The sequence below is a fragment of the Exiguobacterium sp. Leaf187 genome, assembly GCF_001423925.1.
In the GTDB taxonomy this organism is placed as follows: domain Bacteria; phylum Bacillota; class Bacilli; order Exiguobacteriales; family Exiguobacteriaceae; genus Exiguobacterium_A; species Exiguobacterium_A indicum.
This window is the reverse complement of sequence record NZ_LMPR01000009.1, coordinates 194,460-208,796: the sequence shown is the minus strand read 5'-3', so window position 1 is coordinate 208,796 and position 14,337 is coordinate 194,460. Positions and strand designations below refer to the sequence as shown.

At 49.6% G+C, this 14,337-nt stretch carries 15 protein-coding genes and 1 riboswitch; of the genes, 3 read left to right on the top strand and 12 right to left on the bottom strand.

Annotated features, from left to right (window positions below):
• Position 1 precedes the first annotated feature (1 nt).
• Both ASF99_RS04965 and ASF99_RS04960 read right to left on the bottom strand, forming a co-directional pair.
• Positions 2 to 3,007 (bottom strand): AAA family ATPase, encoded by a 3,006-nt coding sequence (locus tag ASF99_RS04965; RefSeq protein WP_055967313.1) that lies wholly within the window; start codon positions 3,005 to 3,007, stop codon positions 2 to 4.
• Positions 2,989 to 4,110, bottom strand: coding sequence for an exonuclease SbcCD subunit D (locus ASF99_RS04960; protein ID WP_055969429.1), 1,122 nt, complete (start codon positions 4,108 to 4,110; stop codon positions 2,989 to 2,991). The genes ASF99_RS04965 and ASF99_RS04960 overlap by 19 nt, the downstream gene beginning before the upstream one ends.
• A gap of 402 nt (positions 4,111 to 4,512) precedes the next feature.
• Between ASF99_RS04960 and ASF99_RS04955 the strand changes: the two genes are divergently transcribed.
• On the top strand, positions 4,513 to 4,887 hold the full coding sequence (locus ASF99_RS04955) for a hypothetical protein (RefSeq protein WP_035398016.1): 375 nt from the start codon (positions 4,513 to 4,515) through the stop codon (positions 4,885 to 4,887).
• Between the two features lie 119 nt (positions 4,888 to 5,006).
• On the opposite strand, the gene ASF99_RS04950 is transcribed toward ASF99_RS04955, so the two are convergent.
• From ASF99_RS04950 to ASF99_RS04915, 8 genes are all read right to left on the bottom strand, one after another.
• Complete coding sequence (locus ASF99_RS04950) at positions 5,007 to 5,363, bottom strand: hypothetical protein (RefSeq protein ID WP_023467859.1); 357 nt, start codon at positions 5,361 to 5,363, stop codon at positions 5,007 to 5,009.
• A 121-nt stretch (positions 5,364 to 5,484) separates the two neighbouring features.
• Positions 5,485 to 6,492 carry a ThiF family adenylyltransferase gene (locus tag ASF99_RS04945; protein WP_055967310.1) on the bottom strand — a complete coding sequence of 336 codons (1,008 nt, stop codon included), beginning with the start codon at positions 6,490 to 6,492 and terminating at the stop codon, positions 5,485 to 5,487.
• Positions 6,489 to 7,253 carry a thiazole synthase gene (locus tag ASF99_RS04940; RefSeq protein ID WP_055967307.1) on the bottom strand — a complete coding sequence of 255 codons (765 nt, stop codon included), beginning with the start codon at positions 7,251 to 7,253 and terminating at the stop codon, positions 6,489 to 6,491. Before ASF99_RS04940 ends, ASF99_RS04945 begins: the two co-directional genes overlap by 4 nt.
• 2 nt (positions 7,254 to 7,255) lie before the next feature.
• On the bottom strand, positions 7,256 to 7,456 hold the full coding sequence (thiS, locus tag ASF99_RS04935; RefSeq protein WP_055967304.1) for a sulfur carrier protein ThiS: 201 nt from the start codon (positions 7,454 to 7,456) through the stop codon (positions 7,256 to 7,258).
• On the bottom strand, positions 7,453 to 8,397 hold the full coding sequence (locus ASF99_RS04930) for an FAD-dependent oxidoreductase (protein WP_055967300.1): 945 nt from the start codon (positions 8,395 to 8,397) through the stop codon (positions 7,453 to 7,455). The genes thiS and ASF99_RS04930 overlap by 4 nt, the downstream gene beginning before the upstream one ends.
• Complete coding sequence (locus ASF99_RS04925; protein WP_055967297.1) at positions 8,394 to 8,987, bottom strand: thiamine phosphate synthase; 594 nt, start codon at positions 8,985 to 8,987, stop codon at positions 8,394 to 8,396. Before ASF99_RS04925 ends, ASF99_RS04930 begins: the two co-directional genes overlap by 4 nt.
• A gap of 82 nt (positions 8,988 to 9,069) precedes the next feature.
• Positions 9,070 to 9,172: riboswitch (TPP riboswitch) on the bottom strand.
• Between the two features lie 56 nt (positions 9,173 to 9,228).
• A complete protein-coding gene (gene nagZ / locus ASF99_RS04920) occupies positions 9,229 to 10,449 on the bottom strand; it encodes a beta-N-acetylhexosaminidase (RefSeq protein WP_055967295.1) in 1,221 nt (406 codons plus the stop codon).
• Positions 10,446 to 10,871, bottom strand: coding sequence for an OsmC family protein (locus ASF99_RS04915; RefSeq protein WP_023467853.1), 426 nt, complete (start codon positions 10,869 to 10,871; stop codon positions 10,446 to 10,448). The genes nagZ and ASF99_RS04915 overlap by 4 nt, the downstream gene beginning before the upstream one ends.
• A gap of 190 nt (positions 10,872 to 11,061) precedes the next feature.
• On the opposite strand from ASF99_RS04915, the gene ASF99_RS04910 reads away from it, so the two are divergent.
• Both ASF99_RS04910 and ASF99_RS04905 read left to right on the top strand, forming a co-directional pair.
• On the top strand, positions 11,062 to 12,246 hold the full coding sequence (locus ASF99_RS04910; protein WP_055967292.1) for an MFS transporter: 1,185 nt from the start codon (positions 11,062 to 11,064) through the stop codon (positions 12,244 to 12,246).
• Between the two features lie 127 nt (positions 12,247 to 12,373).
• The gene (locus ASF99_RS04905) at positions 12,374 to 12,862 is read left to right on the top strand and encodes a DoxX family membrane protein (protein WP_055967289.1); all 489 of its coding nucleotides are present in this window, start codon (positions 12,374 to 12,376) and stop codon (positions 12,860 to 12,862) included.
• A gap of 29 nt (positions 12,863 to 12,891) precedes the next feature.
• Here ASF99_RS04905 and ASF99_RS04900 read toward each other — a convergent pair whose 3' ends face one another.
• Positions 12,892 to 13,185: a hypothetical protein gene (locus tag ASF99_RS04900; protein ID WP_055967286.1), complete on the bottom strand. Its 294-nt coding sequence runs from the start codon at positions 13,183 to 13,185 to the stop codon at positions 12,892 to 12,894.
• Between the two features lie 76 nt (positions 13,186 to 13,261).
• Positions 13,262 to 14,329, bottom strand: a complete 1,068-nt coding sequence (locus ASF99_RS04895; protein WP_235515866.1) for a hypothetical protein — start codon at positions 14,327 to 14,329, stop codon at positions 13,262 to 13,264.
• Between the last annotated feature and the right edge of the window lie 8 nt (positions 14,330 to 14,337).

The window sequence follows — 14,337 nt, the reverse complement described above, 5'->3', positions numbered from 1 at the left end:
CTTACTCGACGACTAGTGCAATCGTCGACCCCGTTTTTCCTTGTTTGACCTCGATTTTTGCGTCAACTCGTGACTTCAGTTCCTGGACGTGACTGATGATTCCGACCATGCGACCGCTCGCTTGAATCGAGAGCAACGTCTCGATTGCTTGTTCAAGTGATTCTGGATCAAGTGTTCCGAATCCTTCATCGATGAACATCGTCTCAAGTGACACGCCACCGCTCGCTTCTTGAACGACTTCCGACAACCCGAGCGCAAGGGCAAGGGATGCTTTAAAGCTTTCGCCACCGGATAACGTCTTGACATGCCGTGTTTGCGACGTGTAAGCGTCAAAGACATTTAAATCAAGCCCGTATTTCTTAAGCCCTTTTCCCGCCTCCGTTTTCCGTTCAAGCTGGAAACGCCCGGAGGTCATCTCGTGCAGATGCCGGTTTGCTGCGAACAATATTTCATCAAAGTATGCCGTCTGGACGTACGTCTCGAACGTCATCCGTTGCGCATTCTCCCCGACACCAACGCGAGCGAGTTCGCCGATGATGCCGTATCTCGCATCCTCGTCCTCAATCTGGCGTTGCAAGCTTTCCCAGGCCGCCATCAATTGATCGATATGTGCGCGTTCCTTCTCGAGCCCGACTCGTCGGTCGGTCTGCTCCGTCAGTTCGAGCGACACCGTCTTCACATCCATCCGCAACTGTTCAAGATCCGGACGCACTTGACCTTCCGTCTTCAAACGGGCTTGTTCCTGTTTCAGCTTCAATTCCTGCCGTTCGAGGCGATCTTGTTCCAAACGTTCTTGGAGGTGACGGAGTTCTTCACGAGACCGTCTCGCTTCGCGGAAGGCTTCAATCGTCATAAACGCTTCTTCTGCCAAGACAGCTTGCAATTCGTTTTCGCGGTTCGTTAATCGGTCGCTTTGTTCAGCAGATGCCTCAGTCAATTGACGGAATCGACCTTGGTGTTCCGCGAAGTCACGATCGAGCTGTTCCTTCTCGCGTAGCTGGCGTTGTTTGTCTTGTTTGAACTGCTCGATACGTGTTTCTGCCTGTTGTTGTTCCTCACGGAGTGCTGATAGCGATTTCTCTGACGCTCCTGATTGACTTAGGCGACCAGACAAGTGTGCCAATTCCGATTCGATGACGGTCCGGTCTTTGATCATTGCATCGATTTTCAGTTGTAGCTGATCCATGGATTGCTCGAGTTGTTGCAGGCGAGTCTCAAGACGCGCTTTTTCCGTCTGTGCTGACGCTAATCGGGCTTCCGTCTGTTCGACTTCCCGAAGCTGTGCTGAAACATCCGCATGAGATGACTCGTTTTCACTCGTCTTTTGCATCTCGGTCGTCAGTTGCTGCAGACGCTCCGCAATCGTCCGGTACGAGGCTTGTAACTCTTGATGCGCTTGTTGCGCTTCTAGGAACCGCTGTTGTGCTACATCGACGGATAGTTCCTTTGCGACGGCGACAGCATGCTGTGGATGCGACATACTGCCGCAGACTGGGCAAGCCGTCCCGTCCGTCAATCCTTTGGCAAGTTCAGCAGCCAGTTGTTCCCGTTCGTATCTACGCGCTTCTTCGTATTGGCGCGCTGCTACCTCTTTTTGGTCCCGAACGCTTGTGCCGCGGACAATCAGCTGTTGCCGTTCTGCTTCCAATTTGTCATGTTCCGCCATCTTCGTCGCCAGCTGTTGCAGGATGAAGCGCCGTTCTTGCACCTTTAAGCGCTCTGCTCCGATGTTTTGCAATGGATGCAGTTGTTCTTGAACGTTCTTTCGCTCCGTCCGTGCTTGTTCGAGTTGCTTCCGTAATGACTCTGGGTCCAGAAGCTTCAAACGTTCTACTAGTTGTTGCTGTTGTTGCCGTAAAGCCGTTTCTGCTTCCAACCGCGCGCGCTCTTCTTGAATCTTTTCGAGACGACGACTGAGTTGCTCAATCTGTGGTTCCTCCGCTAGCAATCGATCCACTTTTGCTTGCACGACATCTTGTTGCTCTTTCAAGCGAGCGATGTGCTGCTCGGTTTCCTGTTTTCGACGCGTGAGTTGCGTCAATTGTTCTTGATCCTGCTGCCACTGGTCATAGATCGGTCCGATGATTCGAGCGCGCTCAGCCGCCATTGCTTCTTCTTGCATCTGTTTGATTTCCGGTAAGCGATCCACTAGCAACTGTTCCGTCTGTTGAAGTCGCTCCTGCTCTTGGAAAACCGCTTCGAGTTGCTCGCCTTGTTGCAATTGTGTCGTTTTCTTCTCGACGATCGCACGGGTCTCTATTTCAGCTTGACGAGCAGCCGTTAACCATTCGTCCCGTTCTGTCGTCAATGCCTCCATCCGTAACCGGATGTCACCTTCCGTCAGTTCACTCCAGTTCGCTTGCACAGGTAGTTCCTCAAGCTTGGCCCATTGCTTCGTCTTCGTTTCCTTGATGCGTGCCGCAAGATCGAGCGCTTGTCGGTGCAAACGTTGCTGGAACTCACCATAGTGTTCCGTCTTAAAAAGCTGTTTGAGAATCTGGAGTTTGTCTTTTGACTCTGCCATCAACAGTTCGCGGAACTTATTTTGCGGCAACAGGAGAATTTGCGAAAACTGTTTATGGTCGAGCTGAATCAGCTCTTGAACCCGTTGCTTGATTTCCGGAATCTTGACCGCGAGCGGTTTCCACGTCGTTCCGTCGAACCGAGCGAGCTCCGCTTCATGCGAGTAGCCGGTTTTATTGACCGGATGCGGTTGACTTGGTTGGCGGATGATCCGGTACCTTTCCCCTTTCAGCGTAAACTCCAGTTCAACTTCCGTCTTTTGCTCGGGCACGGCAAAATGACTTCGCAGTTCGCTCATTTCCCGTTCGCCGCCTGACGTTTCGCCATACAGGGCGAACGTCAATGCGTCAAAGATTGTCGTTTTTCCTGCCCCGGTATTCCCGGAGATGACGAACATCGTCCGTCCGGCAAGTGCCGTGAAATCAATCGTCTCTTCACCAGCAAATGGTCCAAAGGCGCGTAATGTCAGTCGTTCTGGGCGCATGTCGCTTCCTCCTTCAGGACGGCTTGCATCGCTTCCGTCGGTTTCTTCTCACGAACTGCTTCATAAAACTCACTGAACAGGTCCGCAACGGATGCATCCTTGACTTGTTCACGCGACGCCTTGACCGCCCGTGTACTCTCGCGGACGAATCCGATTCGCTCGAGGTGCAGGATGTTCGGATAGATCTTCTTCAGCTTGCCCATCGGATCCATCAAGGCTTCGCCGTCCGTTAGGTTGATCTTTAAGTAATCGTCCGTGTCTTGTGTCGTGACGAACGCCGGGTCTGTCAGCTCCGCGAGACTTCCAGTCAATTCCCGCAAGTCACGTTTCGGTGCAAGTGGTTCGAATCGGCGATCGAACGTACCCACTTCGTTCAACGTCAACACATCGACCCCTTTGACATGATGTGCTTCCGAGAATGAATATTTCAAGAGCGATCCGCTGTAGCGAACCGTCTCGGATTGAATTGCAAGCGGATTGTGTAAATGACCGAGTGCCGCATACGTAAACGGTGCAAATTGGCTCGCACTGACCTGTCCTGCTGTTCCAACGGACAATTGCCGCTCCGAATCCGTCTCGAGTCCACCGATTACAAAAGCATGACCGACGAGGACACTCGGTCCATCCGGAATACATCCGGCAAGGATAGTCCGCATCGCGTCATCATGTGTTTTGATCGTTTCATCCTGATGCACGTACCGAACGGTCGCCGGATCGGCAAATGGCACAGGGTAAAACGACACTCCTTTGATCGTGACCGGAGTAATGACCGGCGTTAATTTTCCGACGAGATGCAGACCGGCCCGTTGGAGTAACGTCGTTCCGAAACTTAACCGTTCGGCCGAATCGTGATTTCCACTGATCGCAACGACCGGGATATCCCGGTCAAGGATCAAGGCAGCGAGCGTCTCGTCAAGCAGTTCGACGGCTTCCGTTGGTGGTACAGCGCGGTCGTACAAGTCACCTGCAATGACGATCGCATCCGGTTGTTCACGGTCGACGAGTGTCAAAAAATCGGCTAAGACCGCCCGCTGGTTCTCGAGCATCGACTCGCCGTGAACGATTTTGCCGAGATGCCAATCGGCAGTATGTATCCATTTCATCTTCATCACACTCACTTTTTGAATATAGTAGCTTAAGTGTAGCATGCAAGCGGTCGTTCTGCGACGAACATCCGTTTGGAACACAAAAAGAAGGAGTCATCATATTTCTTAGCGACTCAACAATGAATTTGAAGAAATAAAAAGTATACTCTTTGTTATTGAAGAGAAGCACTATGCGTTATCTTTCACCTGAATTTCTTAGGTGATTTATACGATGCTCAAACAAATCTGACGAAATTTTGATGTTTTGAAAAACCTTACTTCCGGTCACTTCCAATATCCAATAAATGTATTTTGTGTTAAGCTAGTGTCGTTATACCTCAAGTAATAATTGAATCATGTCAGGACTCTCGTAAACTTTAATCGTTATGGATCATCCATTGAAATATGAGGAGGTAAAACGTGAAAAAACTTATACTGTTAGCTCTGTTATGTACTTTATTATCTGCCTGTAGCATCAACGAGTCTAAACTCAGTTTGAGTGAGTTACAGACAATACCTAACGATGTACAAATGAAAATTAATCCTGACTCTACTTTGCAATTGATTAACACGAAAGATGATATCGCCTATATTGTCTATAACACAAAGAAAACAATTACTACTGATCTCGAATCAAAAGAAGATACAGTGAAAATAAAATTGGACGAATCTAACGATACTAGTAAGAAAATGAAACAACATGTCTTTAAATTAACATTAGATTCTAAGCATGAAATCATCGACGTCTATTTAAACGGTAAATCTGCTGTATTCGATAACGTAACCGGTTCATGATTTTTGATTTCATAAAAAAATGAACACATATCACCCTCATTTTACTTGTAGATTGAGGGGATATACAAAAAAGCAGAAGGCGAATGCCTCCTGCTTTTTTCACTCTCGTGACGAATGTGTTATTTCGTCCGTTGTTTTCTGAAGCGTTGAACGGAACGAATCACAGAAACCGATCCGCCGATGATCGCACCGACGCCGACGACGATGCCTGTTTTAAATTTTTTGCCCGATTGTTCTGATTTATGCGTTGCTTGATTGTGTTCAAAAAGTTGTTGGAGGGGCGACGACGTCTCGACTTCGAGAATTTTCGATGCATCCTGATGCACGTCTTCTCTACGTTCGACACTACAAGGTGACAGATAGAATGGGTTCAAGTTTGTCCGGTACCGATCCGGATTCCAGTTGGCTTGCTGAACAACTGCTTGGGCGTCTTCCGTCTGTGCTTGATCCTTGATTGGATCGAATTCTTGTTTCATCTGAATCACTCCTCTTCACGTTCAAAACCTGTAGACCGATTTACGTCTGAAGTCTTATTTACCTGTTTTTCAAACATTTAAAACATATATATTTAAAATTAGTTTTAATGTTTTGTGAACGTTAGCCGAAATAGGCATGATAGAGCCGTTTCGCTTTAACGAGATCCGCCTCGCCATGAATCAGAACACGTCCATCTCGGAAAGCGACCATCCGATGTTCGTCCGTCGTAAACGCCAGCAAATATGGATTATGGGCGGAAATCGCAGCGACCGGCTGGAGACGTTGTTTCAACTGTTCCAGATCCCGCTGTCCGTCTCCTCGGATTTGAATGGCATCCCGACCGCAGAGTGCCGTGAAACGCACCGTTTGATCCGATAAGTAAGGGTAGGACGGATCGATGCCGCACGACGGGCACTCCGTTTGCTTCAGTGACTGGACGTTAATTTGTTGGAACGTATTCGACCAGACATCAAACGCTAGCAAGCGCGTACGCATGGCGTCCGTCTTTCCGCTCAACCACTTCAATGCTTCTGTCACCTGCAAGGAAGCGACCATCTGTACAGCTGGTCCGATGATTCCCGCTGTATCACACGTCTCCTGATCTCGCGGTAATTGATCGAGCAGACAATGCAGACACGGCGTCTCTCCGGGACGGACGGTAAACGTGATCCCATAACTGCCGACGCATCCACCATAAATCCACGGAATCGAACGCATCGACGCCATGTCGTTCATCAGCAGGCGAATATCGAAATTGTCCGTCGCGTCGATGATCAGATCGATATCATCGAGAAGCCACGTCAGCGCTGCCCGGTCGACGTCTAATACATGCGCTTCGATCGTCACCGTCGAATTAATCGCTTCAAGCCGTGCTTTTGCGGCAATCGCTTTTGGTACGATGTGACGCGCATCTTCCTCGGTATAAAGCTGTTGTCGTTGTAGATTACTCCACTCGACATAGTCGCGGTCGACGATTCGGACGACACCGACACCGGCGCGGACGAGTTGCTCTGCCGACGCCGTTCCGAGCGCTCCCATGCCGATGATCAGCACCTTCGCTGATGCCAAGCGTGCTTGTCCCGCTTCCCCGATCGGTTGAAATCGAGTTTGCCGTGAGTAACGGTTCATCGAATCAATCCACTCGTTGGACTACTCGCGACCGCATACTGTTTCTTCTCGATACGTCCCGCTTCGTATCCGAAGCGACCTGCTTCGACAGCTAGTCGCATGGCGTGCGCCATCTTGACCGGATCTTTCGCATGGGCGACAGCGGAGTTCAATAAGACACCGTCCGCACCGAGCTCCATCGCATAGGCGACGTCGGTCGGCGAGCCGATCCCGGCGTCGACGATGACCGGGACCGTCGTCTGCTCGATGATGAATTGCAAATGGAGCGGATTGAGAATACCTTGTCCGGAGCCGATCGGTGACGCCGCCGGCATGATGGCGTGACAACCGAGTTCTTCGAGTCGTCGTGCAAGGACGACGTCGTCCGACGTATACGGTAAAACGATGAAGCCTTCTTTAAGTAATTCTTCAGAAGCCCGCAACGTCTCGATCGGGTCCGGTAGTAACGTCTTATCGCAACCGATCACTTCGACCTTAACCATGTCGCACATACCGGATGCCCGCGCAAGCTTCGCAAGCCGAACAGCTTCCTCCGCCGTCTTCGCACCGGCCGTGTTCGGCAGTAAATCGTACTTCGCTAAATCAAGCGACTCCAAAAAATTCGCTTGTTGTTTGTCAAAGATGTCGAGCCGACGGACGGCGAACGTCAAGATTTGTGAAGCGGACGCATCGATCGCTTTCTGCTGCACCGTAGCATCCGTATATTTCCCTGTTCCGAGTAATAATCGTGATTCAAATGTCTTTTCTCCAATTTTCAACATGTTTATCCTCCTCCTACGAAATGAACAATTTCAAATGTGTCATTGTCCCGAACGACCGTCTGACCATACACCGCGCGATCGATGATTTGTCGATTCTGTTCGACGATGACGAGCTTTTCCCCTAAGCCGAGTTGCGTTAGCATGTCCTCAATTGTTTTAATCTGTTCGATCGTGTGGTCATTGCCGTTAATCGTAATGTTCATCGGACTTCCTCCTTTTGGATCAACCGTAATGTATTTACCAAGACTTCCGCTGTCGCCGGTGCGAGTAATATGCCATGCCGATGATGCCCTGTCGCCATGAAGATCCGACGGGATGAATCGGCGACTCCGATATATGGCAAGCCGGACGCTGTTTGCGGTCGTACACCGGACCAGACTTCTTCGATGACTGCGTCACGAATCGGTGGATACAGTCGTTCTGCTGCTTGAAGCAATGACGTGAGTCCAGCGACACTGACACCGACCGTCTCGTCGTGCGGCAGTTCGGTCGCACCGATCAAAATCCGACCGTCTGCTTTCGGAACGAGGTAGGCGGCTTCATCAAACAGAATCGAGCGTAACGGCTGACCCGCGAGACGGACTGCGAGACATTCCCCTTTGACCCCATATGTCGCGATCGAAATGTCAGCTGTATCGAGCAAGGCTTGCGAACCCCGTCCGGCAGCGACCGTCACCGTTCGTCCGGTCCACGTTCCCGCATTCGATTCGATCCTAATGAAGTCATCGTTCTCTTCGATGCGTGTGACCTCCACCTGTTCTTCAATCGATATGCCACGTGCGTGTAAGGCATACATCAATGCAGTCGTCAGTCGTCGTGGATCGATTTGACCGACCGCTGGAAACAGATGCTCGCGTCCTTTACGTTTCAACAAAAACGGTTGTTCCCGGTACCCACAATCGATACCTGTTTCTCGCTTGAGACGACGTGCAAGCAGCGGATACAGACGACGACTACGTGCGGCAAGTGCATGCAATTCCGCTCTCAGCTCGATGTCGGTCGCAAGCATCCCGGCAGCCGCTCGGCTTGTCCCTTGTCCGCATGTTCCACGTTCTAAGACGACGACGGATTCATTCTGACAGGCGAGACCGTAAGCAAGCGTCAAACCGATGACTCCACCGCCGATGATGATGTGATTCGTCATACGCGAACCCCCTGATAACGCTTGACGGCGGCGAGTGGATCCGATTGGCCGAGAATACCCGATAAGACGGCGATTCCGGTTGCACCGGTCGCTGCGATTTCAGGCATGCATTCTGGTGTAATCCCACCGATCGCAATGACTGGTTTCGTCGTGAAGGTGACGACTTGCTTTAATGCGTCGATCCCTCGTGGTGGCACGTCCGGCTTCGACGCTGTCGGATAAATATGACCGTACAGCAGTCGGTCGGCTCCTTCCGCTTCTGCTGCCAGTGCCTCTGCTAGTGAATGGACCGATTTCCCGATGACGAGATTCGGAAAATGACGTCGCACATCGCGGACACGCAAGGAACGGCGCGTCAGCTGCACACCGATGCCGGCGACATGGGCGACGTCGACCCGGTCATGAACCGTTAACTGTTCAGGCGAATAACCATGCCCAAGGAGTGCTTCAATCAGATCAAGTAATTCTGCCGCCGATAAGTTCGGTTCACGTAGATGCAGCTGATCCGTATAGGGTTGAAGTGATTGAAAGGTCTTTATTTCGTCAAGCGGATGAATGGATCCCGTCGAAATCAGATGTAAACGCATCATGTTCTTCCTTTCCATACGAAAAAGGACCACTCCCGATGTTGAAGGGAGTGGTCCGAAAATGCGCTGAAGCGCTAAGGATATCTAGGGTTTCGAGCCACTTCCCTCCGCTAGTACGAACTAGATCAGGTTCAAAGGGTCCGGATACTTCCGTCTCAGTCTGCTGGGAGACTCCCCTAGTGTCTTTTCGTGTTTAATTGGCTTGCCCCATTAGTCTAGCATGAGTCGCTTTGCTTCGCTAGTCCTAGTTGAGCGCTTCCACTTGCTGAATCAGCTCCGATTTCGTCGGTCGCTGTTGCTCTTGGCTGTCGGCATACGTCTGCTTTAGCTTCAGGATGCGCATTACTTTAGCATCGAGCATCTCCGGCGTCAGCGTTTGGTCTTTGACGGCTTGCATCACTTCAGCATGAACTTTTGCGTAAGCACCTGCCTCTGAAAACATCGCCATATCAGCTCCATTGACGAGCGACTGACGTGCCGCTTCTGCGAGACCATATTGTTTCGTGATCGCTCCCATGACGAGATCATCCGTGATGATGACACCGTTGAATCCGAGTTGCTGACGCAAGAGGTCAGTCAAGATCGGCTTTGAGAGCGAGGACGGATTCGTATCGTCGTACGCGGGATAGAGAATATGGGCGACCATTACCATCTCGGCGCCCTCTTGGATCGCTTCTTTAAACGGTAACAGTTCCGTCCGCTTCAATTCTTCCTTTGATGCCGTCACTTTCGGTAGCCCGACATGGGAATCGACACTCGTATTGCCGTGACCGGGAAAATGTTTGACGACCGGAATCGTTCCCGTCTCCTGCATCCCGTGCATCAGGGCCGTACCAAGCGTCGCGACAGTATTCGGATCAGCACTTAACGCACGGTCGCCGATGATCGGATTGTTCGGATTACTGTTGACGTCAAGGACCGGCGCGAAGTCCATGTTGAAACCATAAAATTGTGACAAATGTCCGAGCGTACGTCCGACGTCTTCCATTTTCACTTCATCTGCTCCTTGCGCTATCCGTTGACTCGTCGGTAACCGTAATCGTTGATCCGGTACCCGGCTGACCCGTCCGCCTTCTTCATCAATCCCGACGAACGCATACGGTTTTTGGTTCGTCTCTTGAATCGCACGCGTGAACGTCAAGAGTTGCTCTTCCGACGTAATGTTTCCGCCGAGCAGTAAGACCCCGCCAATCGCATGCGTCTGTAACAATTTCCGGTCAGCTGCTGAAAGTTCTGTGCCGGCGACTCCGATGTAGAGCAGTTGATCGATCTTTTCTGACGTCGACATCGCTTTAAGTTGCTGCTTTAGTTTTGCTTGTTGTCGTTCTTCTTTCGTCGGCTCAGGCTTCGGTTTCTTTTCTTCTGTCGGTTGCTTCGTTTCCGGTTGTGATGGTTTCGTTGGTTCCGTCGTCTCCTGTGCACACCCTGCAAGCAACAGACAACCGATCAGTACAACTTTCTTCACAAAGGATCCTCGCTCCGCACACCATTGATCGAATAATAGACGGAAATCTCAGCGTTCAAGGATTGCGAGACCGAACAATATTTATCCTTTGATAACGAGATGGCGCGACGGACCTTATCTTCCGGGAGATCACCTTCAAGCCGGTAATGAATCGAGATCGACGTAAAACGCCGCGGATGGTCCTCTGCCCGTTCTCCTTCGATATCCATTTCGAAATGGGTGATCGTCAAGCGCATCTTCTCTAAAATCGAGACGATATCAATTCCAGTACAGCCGGCAACGGCATGTAGTAGCAGTTCAGTTGGTCGTGGCGCTTGGTTTTCACCACCGTTTTCGGGTGCTGCGTCCATCGCCAGATGATGCCCTGATTCCGTCTGTCCACTAAACCCCATCTGTTTGTTCCATGTCACTGTTGCTTGCATCGTTTCCACTCCTTTATAAGTAGTCTTCTTCTGTAGTATACGCAAAAAACAGCAAGCCTGGAAATTCACACGCTATTTCGAATAATGGTTCTTTTCCCGAAATCTCGCTTTGCGATACCCGACGAAATCGTTTCATGCTATCCTGTTACTCATAGTTTCGCGCGCAAGCGCTAGAATTGAGGAATCATCCATGTCACCTACTACTCGTTTAAGTCGACGCGATTGGCTCTTGATCGCCACGTTGTCGCTCCTGACGTTCGTTCTCGGAACAAGCGAATTCGTCATCGTCGGGATCCTCGCTGAAATCTCCTCAGCCCTTGATATCACGATCGCAACAGCAGGTACGCTCGTTTCAGCCTTTGCCATCTCCTTTGCAATCGGTACACCGATCGTCATGTCGCTGACCGGTCACCTGGAACGGCGTCGTCTGATCCTACGTCTCTTACTCGCCTGGGTCTTGCTGAACCTTGCCAGTAGTTTTGCTCCAAGTTACGAAGTGTTGCTCGCAACCCGCATTCTGACAGCGATCCTGACCGGCGTCTTGATTTCACTCGCGATGGTCGTCGCCAGTGACGGTGTACCTGTCGCAAAACGCGGTGTCGCCGTCTCGTTCATTTTCGGTGGTTTTACACTTGCGAACGTTCTCGGTGTCCCAATCGGAACCTTTATTGGTCAACATGCTGGCTTTGAAGCCACGTTCTGGCTAACGACGGTCATGGGATTGATCGCGTTTCTCGCCGTGTGGAAAATCGTTCCGGTCCAGCAATCGATGGGTTCCGGTTCAATCAAGGAGCAGCTTGGACTGCTCGCCAACCCACGGATCCTGATCGCTTTCTTTATTCCATCGTTCGGATTCGGGGCAACCTACGTCGTCTACACGTACCTTGTACCGATCCTGCAAACGGAACTCGGGATTGCGAAGACGTGGATCAGTCCGATCCTGCTCGCTTACGGCGTCGTCTCGATCTTCAGTAACATCCTTGCCGGTAAAATCGCCAGCAAAAATCCGATGGGACGCTTACGGTTCGTCTTCGTCGTGCAAGCAATCGTCCTTGCTGCATTATACTTCACGACAGCATCCCTTCCGCTTGGTCTGTTCAACATCGCCTTGATGTCGTTGATGTCGATTTTACTGACGACTTCGACACAAATCTATTTGATTGACCTCGCTGAAAAGTTCAATCCGGAAGCAAAAGGACTCGCTGCTTCATTGATGCCGGTTGCGAGTAACGTCGGGATTGCTTTTGGTTCGGCACTCGGTGGCATCGTCTATGCGAACGGTCCGATGATGAACACGGCACTCGTCGGTGGACTAGTCGCGCTCGTTGCTGCTTTATTAACTACAATCAGTCATCGCCTCGATCAACGGTCATGAAACCGTTACCTTACCCTTTTTTGTAACAGGTCGATGACGGTTCGATGACGGTATGATGATAGTCCCCATCTCACTGATGATTTTTCAGTATGATGGGGACTATGTTGTAGTAGAGGAGTGTCTGAAAGTGAAAGCATTACACATCATCGGTCTCGGTCTGTTGACGATCATCCGACTCTGGCTCGGAATCCAGTGGTTCATCGCTGGAATCGGTAAGTACATCAATGGCTTCGATGCACAGCCGTTTCTCGAAGGAGCGCTCGCGAAGTCAGCTGGCGAAGACGCACTCGTCAGTTCCTGGTATGCGACGTGGATCGAGCAACTCGCCTTACCGAACGTCGGGCTGATCAACGCCTTGATTCCGTTCGCGGAACTCGTCGTCGGGATCCTGTTGATTCTTAGTCTGTTGACGGTTCCTGCACTGGTCGTCGGTAGTATCATGAATCTCAATTACTTACTCGCTGGGACGATTGCGTTGAATCCAGTATTCTTAGCAGCATCAATCGCATTACTTGCTGCAGGACGCTTTGCGTATCACATCGGCATCGATCACTGGATCATCCGCTGGTATCGCTCGTCGCAGCAACCGCATCCCCTAGACCGGATTCCGGTCTAACGAAATAAAACTCTCCCGCACGGGGAGAGTTATTTTTTTTGTTGCTCGAGAATCGTCTGTTGTGTCGGAACCCCGCCGACTGAGACTGTCCGCTCGAGGAACAGATAAGGTTTACCATCAACTTCAAAGCGACGGTCACCGAGATAACGTGCCGAATGCCCGCCCGTCGCGAGCTTTTGTTCGATTGCTGCGACATGTTCGTCGAGTGAATAAAACCGATCGTCGAACGTCATCGTGATGTTTTTCTTACGGTACCCAAGTAAGAAATTGTAGTAGAACCAATACATAGCACCTGCGAATACGACAAAAATCAAGAATTGCATGTGAGTTCCCCCTTTGTATAATCTTTATACGTTGGAAGAAAACAGGAGGTTTCAAATATTTTACTTTTTTCGTAGTTCAGTTAATTGTCATCCCGTTGAGTTGAAGGTCACTCTTAGGCATGTCATATTTAATTGTTCCCTCATATCGAACTTCTTCAGTCTGTGCATCTAAAACAAGGATAGATGTGCCATTTTTCTTTGTTTCGATGAAGGAATACACTAAATCGTTCTCAAGGATTGCCGATGTGTGTCGTTGCACTTCATTGGCATCTCGTTTAGGTAAATCATAACGATGCTGCGTGAATTGCTTTGTTCGTAAGTCAAACGTCGACCATTTGATTTTTGTTTCGGTCATGTTCTCTGTCATCCCTACGACGGTACCTTCGTCTATCACACGTGTATCCCACATGTCTTCAACTTCAAACAACTTTAATCGTGTCGTTGTTGAATTGTCTCTCAGATAAACTCTTGTCTTAGCATCATTAGTCATCTTTCGGTATAAGACACGATTCTGATAGATGGCAAGTACCTCATCCTCTTCTGTTAATTGAAATGGTAAGTCCATTAATTGGACTGTTTTTTTCTTTAAATCAATCACATAGATATGATTTGTACCTGGTTTTTGTACAACATCGCCAATACGTTGGACATATAATTTTTGCTTCGTTTGTTGAAACGGTCGATAGTAGATCCCTTTTGTCTTTGCCGGTTTCGGTAAAGAATAAGTCTGCACCTTTTCGGTTCCACGTTTCCATGATTGTAGATCCCATGATCCATCTTCATTGACATGTAATCCAAATACCTTTTTGTCTTGCTCATATTTTGATATTTCCTCTTGATTCATAAATTGTCGGAATTCACGTGGTGCCTTACTCACTCCTGAGTAGTCCATTGTTAAACCAGATAAGTAATTCGATTGTTTCTTCTTTACTTTCCCCATCAAGTTAACTTTGTATTTCGTTCTATATGCTTCGGGATCATTAAATTCAAATTGAAGTTGCTTTACAGTTTGATCATCTGGATTTCCTTGTATCGTTTGTACCGCAAATTCAGGTTCTTCCATTGAAGAGGAGTACACAACATACACTCCAAGTGTCAAAATACAAATGACTCCCAAACACAATATATATTTATAGGTTCGCATAGTATACT

Bases quoted from the DNA above. Each gene is read 5' to 3' on its own strand.
- ASF99_RS04940 (WP_055967307.1), bottom strand. From the start codon at position 7,253: ATGTTGAAAATTGGAGAAAAGACATTTGAATCACGATTATTACTCGGA.
- ASF99_RS04910 (WP_055967292.1), top strand. From the start codon at position 11,062: ATGTCACCTACTACTCGTTTAAGTCGACGCGATTGGCTCTTGATCGCC.
- ASF99_RS04960 (WP_055969429.1), bottom strand. From the start codon at position 4,110: ATGAAATGGATACATACTGCCGATTGGCATCTCGGCAAAATCGTTCAC.
- ASF99_RS04930 (WP_055967300.1), bottom strand. From the start codon at position 8,397: ATGACGAATCACATCATCATCGGCGGTGGAGTCATCGGTTTGACGCTT.
- ASF99_RS04915 (WP_023467853.1), bottom strand. From the start codon at position 10,871: ATGCAAGCAACAGTGACATGGAACAAACAGATGGGGTTTAGTGGACAG.
- ASF99_RS04965 (WP_055967313.1), bottom strand. From the start codon at position 3,007: ATGCGCCCAGAACGACTGACATTACGCGCCTTTGGACCATTTGCTGGT.
- ASF99_RS04925 (WP_055967297.1), bottom strand. From the start codon at position 8,987: ATGATGCGTTTACATCTGATTTCGACGGGATCCATTCATCCGCTTGAC.
- ASF99_RS04945 (WP_055967310.1), bottom strand. From the start codon at position 6,492: ATGAACCGTTACTCACGGCAAACTCGATTTCAACCGATCGGGGAAGCG.
- ASF99_RS04950 (WP_023467859.1), bottom strand. From the start codon at position 5,363: ATGAAACAAGAATTCGATCCAATCAAGGATCAAGCACAGACGGAAGAC.
- ASF99_RS04895 (WP_235515866.1), bottom strand. From the start codon at position 14,329: ATGCGAACCTATAAATATATATTGTGTTTGGGAGTCATTTGTATTTTG.
- thiS (WP_055967304.1), bottom strand. From the start codon at position 7,456: ATGAACATTACGATTAACGGCAATGACCACACGATCGAACAGATTAAA.
- ASF99_RS04900 (WP_055967286.1), bottom strand. From the start codon at position 13,185: ATGCAATTCTTGATTTTTGTCGTATTCGCAGGTGCTATGTATTGGTTC.